This window comes from Microcoleus sp. B13-B6, assembly GCF_036705405.1.
Taxonomy (GTDB): domain Bacteria; phylum Cyanobacteriota; class Cyanobacteriia; order Cyanobacteriales; family Microcoleaceae; genus Microcoleus.
The window spans coordinates 1-9364 of the sequence record NZ_JAUBUJ010000179.1 but is presented as its reverse complement, the minus strand read 5'-3'; the positions used below and the strand labels follow the sequence as shown (position 1 = coordinate 9364).

4 protein-coding genes and 2 pseudogenes are annotated in these 9364 nt (G+C 46.4%); 4 read left to right on the top strand and 2 right to left on the bottom strand.

All coding sequences use genetic code 11. The annotated features are described in order from the left end of the window. From QUB35_RS37590 to QUB35_RS37575, 4 genes and pseudogenes are all read left to right on the top strand, one after another. Positions 1 to 234 (top strand): hypothetical protein (locus QUB35_RS37590; protein ID WP_333147983.1); only part of this gene is annotated, 234 nt, incomplete at its 5' end. A 300-nt stretch (positions 235 to 534) separates the two neighbouring features. After that, positions 535 to 1281: a hypothetical protein gene (locus QUB35_RS37585; protein ID WP_333147981.1), complete on the top strand. Its 747-nt coding sequence runs from the start codon at positions 535 to 537 to the stop codon at positions 1279 to 1281. Next, positions 1281 to 5576 (top strand): cadherin-like domain-containing protein, encoded by a 4296-nt coding sequence (locus tag QUB35_RS37580; RefSeq protein ID WP_333147979.1) that lies wholly within the window; start codon positions 1281 to 1283, stop codon positions 5574 to 5576. The genes QUB35_RS37585 and QUB35_RS37580 overlap by 1 nt, the downstream gene beginning before the upstream one ends. Before the next feature lie 403 nt (positions 5577 to 5979). After that, positions 5980 to 7661, top strand: a pseudogene (locus QUB35_RS37575) (IS1634 family transposase). A gap of 549 nt (positions 7662 to 8210) precedes the next feature. Here the strand turns inward: QUB35_RS37575 and phnE are convergent. Both phnE and QUB35_RS37565 read right to left on the bottom strand, forming a co-directional pair. Next, the gene (gene phnE, locus QUB35_RS37570; RefSeq protein WP_333147977.1) at positions 8211 to 9005 is read right to left on the bottom strand and encodes a phosphonate ABC transporter, permease protein PhnE; all 795 of its coding nucleotides are present in this window, start codon (positions 9003 to 9005) and stop codon (positions 8211 to 8213) included. A gap of 125 nt (positions 9006 to 9130) precedes the next feature. After that, a pseudogene (locus QUB35_RS37565) lies at positions 9131 to 9364 on the bottom strand (hypothetical protein); the annotation flags it as partial.

Below are 9364 nucleotides of genomic sequence, written 5' to 3'. Positions count from 1 at the left end.
ATTATACTGATGCTCGGCAAAAAAGTCATGGTGGGGTTGCCCAGTATTTATACTCATCGCAAAAGTGACACGCTCCCTCTGGTCTCCCCCATGCAGTGTGGTCGATTGCCACTAATATGTGTTCCGTTGGGGGTGCTTCTTTCTGTAATTGCTCCAGATACAGCAGCATCAGTTTTTTTCGGTCTGGTCTACAGTCTTGTAACGCTTCGTAGACGCAACGCCTGTGACGATTGAATAATGGATTGAGCGAAAATTCCGCTAAACATGACGCATTCGGAGTGGTCATCACGCTCATCCATGAGCTCGAATGTTGCATCTTTCGCTTTCACTAATAAATCGTATGCTGCTCCCAGGAAAGTCCTTTAATCGTTCACTGTTCATTTAAGGAGTGGATAGGTTTTATTTTTCACCCTCATTCTCTCCTGGCGCGGTGGCTCTAGTTCTTCTTTTGCCACCGTTCTCATCTTTGGTTAGTCTAAACTACAGTGATAAATTGATTCTAAGAAGCTCAATCGTTTTGGGAAAATATCTACAATGGATCAACAAATCGTGTCAAAAAATGTATCGGGAACACCTTTGGCCAAGCCTGATGAAACACAAAATCCTGTCGGGGATTTAGACAAGAACAGCCCTACAATTACCGATGCGGAGTTCGCGGAGTTTATTAAGCAGGCGATCGCCGAAAACCCCGATGGCGTTAAGACCAAACTTCCGAATCAGTCTAACGGTGCACCCGAAACAGGTGCTGCTGATAACAGCCAAACTGCGGAATTTATGGGCGTACTAGAAGAAGGTGCGGGCGACAAAGATGACGATGATGACAGCGGCATCGATCGCCGCGGAACTCTCTTCGGTAATGATGGCGATGACGTAATTGTCGATCACCGCGGAACTCCCTCCGGTAATGATGGCGGTGACGTAATTTTCCTCACCGGCGATGAGGATGAGATATACGGCAAGAAAGGCAAGGACAAAATCAAAGGAAACCGTGAGAAAAACAATAAAATCTACGGTGGTAAAGATGACGACGATTGCGAGGGCGGCGATGGCGACGATGAAATAAAGGGCGATCGGGGCAAGGACAAGGTTAACGGTGGCCAAGGCAACGACAAGCTTAACGGCGGTAAAGACGACGATACCGTGATGGGCGGTACCGGCAACGACACCTGCGAAGGCGATGACGGCGATGACTGGGCCCACGGCAACGAAGGAGATGATAAGGTTGACGGCGGCGCCGGCAACGATACCATCTACGGCGGGGTGCCGGCGACGATAGCGTGATGGGCGGTGCCGGCACCGATACCCTCATTACTGGCGACGGCAATGACATCGCAGACGGCGGCGACGGAGACGACAGCGTTAGCGGCGGCGACGGCGAGGATACGCTGATGGGCGGCGACGGCAACGATACGCTGATGGGCGGTACTGGCAACCATACCTGTATAGGCGGTGGTGGAGATGACGTTTATGGCCTGAGTGACAGTAACTCTGGGGCAAGTGCAGTCATCAGTGACTACGAAGACGGCAAAGACAAGTTTGTGCTGACTGGCGACTTGAACTTTAGCAGCTTGACCTTTATACAAATCGGTGTCAATACCGAAATTCGGGTCAATAACTTCGCGCTGGCGCTATTGTTGAATGTCAACGCAACGCTTATCACTGCTGGCGACTTTTTGGGAGTTAATCCTCAAACTCCAACTCCAACTCAACCTCAAACTCCAACTCCAAATCAACCTCAAACTCCGATTTTTAACCCTGCGCGAGTGGAAGCTAATCAGCCCTTGACTGCTGGTTCCAGCGGCGACGAGCAAACTCTTACTTCTGAGTTGTTGAGTTTTGTCGATGACGAGCAAGGTCCTGGCGGCATAGTCTACACGCTAACCGAGCTGCCCGATCCTACAACCGGCCAACTATTGTTGAATGGAGTCCCAGCACAAGTCGGTTCTACCTTCTCTCAAACAGACATTAACGCAGGCTTGGTAAAATTAAAAGCGGCAGTAGGTTTTGTCGGTGCGCTTAGTATTGGTTTTGAAGTTAGCAACGGCAGAAGAACTCTCATCAACCAGCGTTTTAGCTTGAATGTCGAGCAAAATGTCTTTATTTTTGCTGGCACTACAGCACCTCAAGTTATTGTCGGTTCTGCGACGCTGGATAACGACATCGAAGGCAGCGATGATGCCGATGTTATTATACTCGGCAAAGGCAACGACAAAATCATCGGCGGCAAAGGCAAGGACACAATTAAAGCAGGCGATGGCGATAACGATATCGACGGTGGCGATGACGATGAGGAGATCGAAGTCGGCAAAGGCAAAAACAAAATAAAAGCAGGCAAAGGCAAGGACAACGTTAAAGCCGGCGATGGCGATGACGATATCGACGGCGGCGATGATGATGACAATATCGAAGCTGGCGGCGGCGATGACACAGTAGTAGGCGGTCCTGGGAATGACGTATTAACCGGAAATGAGGGCAATGACACGATCGAAGGCGGCGAAGGAACCAATACTCTAATTGGTGGTGGTGGAAACGATCGCTATATTTACCGCACTTCCCGCCAACAGATTCAAACAGTTGCAGAAGCTGACTTAATTACTGACTTCAATGTCGCTGAGGATCTTTTAGAGCTTTCTACAGCAGATTTTGGTAATCTCAGCGTTTCTAGCTTGACCCGACTGGAGATTACTGCTACTTCTACTGTTGGGTCGATCGGCAGCGCTAATTTGCTCGACTTCACCGCGGATATCACTGTTACCAGCATCGCGTCTTTGCAAGCCCGGTTTATAGCTTTGGGTGGCAACCTAGACGCGCCTACTTTCTGTCAGTTCATAGATGCCGAGACCGGCCGTTCTGTGCTGGTATTTGCTGTTGGGGCGCGCTTTGAAATTGTCACCAGTTTCTCGGCGAGCATTCGCCTGGATGTCACTAACATTGTCTTCACGGTCTTCACGGGCCCACCACTTAATATTCTTGTCGGTACTGCTGGTGCGGACAATGCGGATTTCACCACTTCTCCGGCCCCTGTTAATTACGATGGTTTAGCAGGCGATGACAAGATTGTCGGCAGCAATTATAACGATAGCCTCAAGGGCGGCGACGGCAACGATACCATCACTGGCAGCCTCGGTTTGGATGTCATAAGCGGTGGCAGTGGTGCGGATCTGTTTGTTTACAAAGCAGCAGGCGAAGGCCCTGATGCGATTACTGACTTTACCTCTGGAAGTGACAAATTCCAGTTTACCGCGAGCGCTTTCGGTAATTTGACGACGACTAACTTTGACGCTGTAAGCGGTTCAAATCCTGACATTACTGGCAAAGAGTTAGTGATTTTCACAGGCGGCAGTTATGCCTCTTTGGAAGCTGCACAAGCTAAAGCCCTGGGCAATTCTACAACTGCTGGTTTCTTCGCCTTTACGAATGCCTGGAACCAGACGGTGTTGTATTTTGACTCGAACGGTACTGTAGCCGGTGGTTCTACCTTGATTGCGAATCTGGGTACTGCTGCTAGCAATCTGGGAACGGCGGACTTTGTATTTACAGGTACGATCGCTTCTTCTGATACTGGTACTTCTCCCACTGGTACTACTACCAACTCAGGTAGCGTTGTGGATTTAACTGCTGCTGGGAACACTTACCCAAGCGACTTTAACAATTTCGGTTCAGGTGCTGGCGGTTACAACTTCACTACTCCTGTCTTGTTTACCGGAGATGCGAAGGCTAACAGTGTCACTGGTACTGAATTTGCTGACATCTTCAGCGGCGGTTCTGGTGCAGATGTGATCACTGGCGGTGCTGGTGCGGATCTGTTTGTTTACAAAGCAGAAGGCGAAAGCCGCGATAGGATTACTGACTTTACCCCTGGAACTGACAAATTAGAGTTTACCGCGAGCGCTTTCGGCAATTTGACGACGACTAACTTTGACGCCTCCAGTGGTTCAACTCCGGACATTACTGGCAAAGAGTTAGTGATTTTCACAGGCAGAACTTATGCCACCATTCAGGAATTTACTGCAGAAGCTAAGGTTCTGGGGAATTCTACAACTGCTGCTTTCTACGCATTTACGAATGCGTCGAACGAAACAGAGTTGTATTTTGACTCGGACGGTACGACAGCCGGTGGTTCTAGTTCTACCTGGATTATTAATTTGGGTAGGGCTGCTAGCAATCTGGGAACGGCGGACTTTGTATTTACAGGTACGATCGCCTCTTCTGCCAATGGCACTACTGTGACTGGTACTACTACCAACTCAGGCAGCATTGTCGATTTAACTGCGGCTGGGAACACTTACCCAAGCGACTTTAACAATTTCGGTTCAGGTGCTGGCGGTTACAACTTCACTACTCCTGTCTTGTTTACCGGAGATGCGAAGGCTAACTGGGTCACTGGTACTGAGTTTGCTGACATCTTCAGCGGCGGTTCTGGTGTAGATCTGATCACTGGCGGTGCTGGTGCGGATCTGTTTGTTTACAAAGCACCAGGCGAAAACGACGGTGATGCGATTACTGACTTTAAGTCGGGAACTGACAAATTCGAGTTTACCGCGAGCGCTTTCGGTAATTTGACTACGACTAACTTTGACGGTGTTAGCGGTTCAAATCCGGACATTACTGGCAAAGAGTTAGTGATTTTCACAGGCGGCAGTTATGCCACTTTGGAAGCTGCACAAGCTAAAGCCCTGGGCAATTCTACAACTGCTGGTTTCTTCGCCTTTACGAATAATGCGTCGAACCGGACTGAGTTGTATATTGAGTTGTATTTTGACGCGAACGGTACCGCAGCCGGTGGTTCTACCTTCATTGCGAATCTGGGTACTGCTGCTAGCAATCTGGGAACGGCGGACTTTGTATTTACAGGTACGATCGCCTCTTCTCCTACTGGTACTACTACCAACTCAGGTAGCGTTGCCGATTTAACTGCTGCTGGAAACACTTTCCCCGTCGCCTTTAACAACTTCGGTTCTGGTGCTGGCGGTTACAACTTCACCACTCCTGTCTTGTTTATCGGAGATGCGGCTGATAACAACGTCACGGGTACTGAGTTTGCTGACATCTTCAGCGGCGGATTGGGTGTTGATCGTTTCAACGGCGGTGCAGGTAACGACAGCATCTCCGGTGGCGCTGGTAACGACAGTCTCTTTGGCAACGCGGGTAGCGATACTCTCAACGGTGACGAGGGGAATGACACTTTAATCGGTGGTGGGGGAACCAATGTTCTCAACGGTGGTGCTGGTGCGGATCAGTTTACGTTCCTCGGAACTACTGCTGGCGGCGGGGATGTAATTACCGATTACAGCATTGCTGACGATCAAATTAGCATCTCCAACACTGGCTTTCAAATCGGAACCGGAGCTGCATTTGTGACTCAGAGTTTGTACGCTTACAGCAGCACAGTGTCTGATGTAACTGTGTTTGAAGCAAATTTAACCCAGCCGTCGTTCATTGCTCTCTACGACGGTTTGTCTACTAAACTGTATTACGATAGCAACGGTTCTACGGTTGGCGGTAACAGTTTGTTTGCAACTGTCAATAATGTCGATTTAGGAATTTCCGGTAGTTCTGAATTGTTCTTGTTCTAAACGGCAAGAATCCTAATCGGGATATCGGTACGGTTAGGGGCACGGCAAGCCGTGTTCCTACCCACATTCCGCACCCCAACTGGCACATACACGGATTGAGCACGTCACAGTGAGCAAGTCGAGAGAATAGTGAGTAGAAATACCCAAAGACTTGGGTCGTTAAGCATCACCCAGTTGTCCATTCTTGCAAATTCAGGTTCGGGCATGAGTTAAATCTGATTGTGTGAAAAATGCGTAAGCGTTGCTGGCCGTAGGCATCGGCCCAAAACCAAGTTGATTGCCCAGCGGTAAGATGATTCATGAGGAAAATGCGTTAATTGCGATCGCAACCATAGCCAATCATTACCAAAAATAGTGTAAACTGGCGAGCGCGATCAACGCTCAAATCAGGATCAAGCCGCCCATGCAAAAAGCATCCCAGATGAAAGTAGAAAACCTAGATCATCTGGGCCTGATAGCCGGTCTAGTTGATGAAATAGGAATTGTCGAAAAAATCAATGAATTAGTAGGCGAACAACCAGGTGAAATAGTCAGCCCCGGCTTGGTAGTTAAAGCCATGATTATCAATGGATTAGGGATGGTTTCCGCCCCACTATATTTATTTTCTAAATTTTTTGAAGGGAAAGCAATAGAACATTTACTTGGGTCAGGAATTCAAGCATCACATCTGAATGATGACCGTTTAGGCAGAGTATTAGATAAATTATAAATGGCCGTAATTACCGAAATATTCACAACAATTGGCCTGTCAGCGGCTCAAAAATTCGAGATAAAAACCGACACATCTCACTTAGACTCAAGTTCATTTCATCTACATGGCAAATATGAACAAGAATTGCCAGCAGTATCTTTTTCTAGCACAGAAATGGATAGCAATCAGTTGGATAATTCATCGATAGAACATCAAACATCCCCAGTACCAATTAAGATTACCTACGGCTACAAAGAGTGACCATCGCCCCGACTTAAAACAGTTTATTTTAGACCTAATTTGTAGTGGAGATGGAGATGTACCACTATTTTTGCGAGTAGCTTCAGGCAACGAATCAGATAATTCCATATTCGCCTCAATTTGTCAAGACTTTAAAAAACAGTTAAATTTCGACAGTTTAATGGTAGCCGATAGTGCATTATATACGGCTCCCAACTTAGAAATGTTAATCAATTTAAGATGGTTAACTCGCGTACCACTGAGCCTCAAACAAGCGCAGCAATTGGTATGTCAACTAAATGAATCAGAATTTCATGAAAGTTCAGTGACAGGATATCGTTGGTCAGAACACAAAAGTAATTATGGTGGAATTGCACAAAGATGGTTAGTAGTAGAGAGCAGTTTGCGGCGTGATTCTGACCGACGCAAGTTAGAAAAAAACCTCAAGAAAGCTGAAGTTGAAGGTCAGAAAAAGTTGCGAGAATTATCAAATATTGAATTTGCTTGTGACACCGATGCCTTGTCAGCAGCAAGTCGTTTATCTGCCAAACTAAAATATTATAATTCAACCCAAGTTAGTAGCAGACAAGCGACAGCAAAATCCGCGGCTAATTCGACCAGTTCTGACATTTCTAGCTCCAAGTTAATATTTAAAGTTCAAGCACAACTAGAATTAGATGAAGCGTGCGGTAGCCAAAGCAACCAAAGCTAGTGGCAGATTTATCTTAGCTACTAATGTGCTGGATGCCTCACAATTAAATCCTGATGAAATGATTGTAAAATATAAGGAACAGCAGTCGGCAGAGAGAGGGTTTGGGTTTTTGAAAGATCCCCTATTTTTTACGGATAGCGTATTTCTCAAGTCGCCGGAAAGAATCGAGGCTTTAACTTTGGTAATGGGTTTGTGTTTGTTGATTTATACTTTAGGTCAAAGGTTACTCCGGCAAAACTTGCAACTCACTAATAAAACCGTAAAAAATCAGTTGGGCAAAGGAACCAATCGACCTACTTTGCGCTGGATATTCCAAAGTTTTCAATCGATTCATGCCGTGTGTATTCAAGGAATTCAGCAAGTTTCTAATTTGACATCCGAACGGTTAGCTATCTTAAATTTGTTTCCAGTCACCTGTCGGTCTTATTATTTTTTGTTGTGAAATGAACTCGATTATTGATTGGTAAAACTGACTTAGATTTAAATAATTTTTGATTCAGCAGTGATGTATTATTGTCATAATGCGGGCGATATATGCTGGAATTTAATAGTTGTTAATGGTCGGATTTTTGATGTTTTATGGGTTAAGAAGATTTAATTCATGCCCTCACGTCAATTTTTAGGAATTCCTAACTGAGTGATGCGATCATTACAGAGATTTTTGGGTGTTTTTACTCACTATTATCCCCTCAATTTGCGTATGTGCCAGTTGGGGTGCGGAATGTGGGGTTAAACACTTTAGTTGCTATTTTTTGGGTAGGGGAACGGCAATGCCGTTTCCTCTTTTGCGGTTGTCGATGGTTGGAGTCGATCGCACTCGCGAGGGCAATTTCACCCTCCAATCCAGTTTATTTTACCCGTTACGCGAAATAAGGACACGGCAGTGCCGTTTCCCTACAATTAATCGGGCCGTGGTTAAATCCGATTGGGCGATCTTTTTTGGGTAAGGACACGGCATTCCCGTGCCATTATTTTGTTTCTCAACCTGTCCTTATTTTGTTTCTAGCCGCTGCCGCCATTTGCTGCTAATAACATCTATCACCGTGACTACAACTAACAGCACTAACATCATTGTTGTTGCTTTGTTGTATTCAAAATATCTGATATAATTCACCAATTCAAAGCCTATTCCGCCAGCGCCGACGACTCCCAACACCGAAGCCGCCCGGATGTTATACTCAAACATCCACAGCGTATAACCCAATGCTAGCGGCAATACTTGCGGGAAAATGCCGTATTGGGCAACTTGCAGCCAAGATGCACCTACGACTTTTAAAGATTCGACCGATCGCGCTTCTACTGATTCGATCGCCTCCTGATAAAATTTAGCAAGATAGCCGATAGTATAAATTGCCAGGGCTAAAGTACCCGCCGGCGCGCCCAAACCAGTCGCCGATACAAACAGCAACCCCAGCACAATTGAAGGAACAGAACGCACCGCATTTTGTACCAAATTGGCCAGCCATTGCAGCCACCTTGGTGCTATGTTGTGGGCGCTGCAAATAGCAACTGGCACGGAAATAATTGCCCCGATTGTCGTTCCCCAAAGCGACATTTGGATTGTCTCGATTAAAGCCTTAATTGCTACATCCATAATTTCGAGATTCGGTGGCCACAAGCGCGAGATAAAATCAGTCATGTAAGGCCAACTGCCGACCAGGGTTGTTGCATCAATTTCTAGTCCGCGCAGCGCCCAACCGTAAAGTACAATTAAACCTACTGCAATACCCAGATTTTTGATCCAGCCATAGTTTTTAGAGAAAGTACCCAAGTTTTTTTCGGTCATCTGCGTTTATTTTTAGATTGAGGTACAGCGATTTTTTTTAATTAGTGAAAGGGCTTTTTTTTCAACGAACCGCTTCGAGGTGCGTTAGCGCTAGGACACGAAGGAAGATAACAAAAGAGAGGAGTTCACACTTCTACTTTGGGAGGTGTTAATTTGCTAAATTTGTCGGAGAGGTTGTGGCATTTGCCATCATAGACTATCTGGCCGACATCGAGGACGATCGCCCTTTCTGGATAAGTGCTGGCCATTCCCAAACCGTGCAATACTACAACTACTGTCATTGGGAGCGTGTCACTTTTGCGATGAGTATAAATACTGGGCAACCCCACCATGACTTTTTTGCCGAGCATCAGTATAAT

Coding starts and splice junctions, on each gene's coding strand:
- phnE (WP_333147977.1), bottom strand. CDS start 9,005: ATGACCGAAAAAAACTTGGGTACTTTCTCTAAAAACTATGGCTGGATC.
- QUB35_RS37585 (WP_333147981.1), top strand. CDS start 535: ATGGATCAACAAATCGTGTCAAAAAATGTATCGGGAACACCTTTGGCC.
- QUB35_RS37580 (WP_333147979.1), top strand. CDS start 1,281: ATGGGCGGTGCCGGCACCGATACCCTCATTACTGGCGACGGCAATGAC.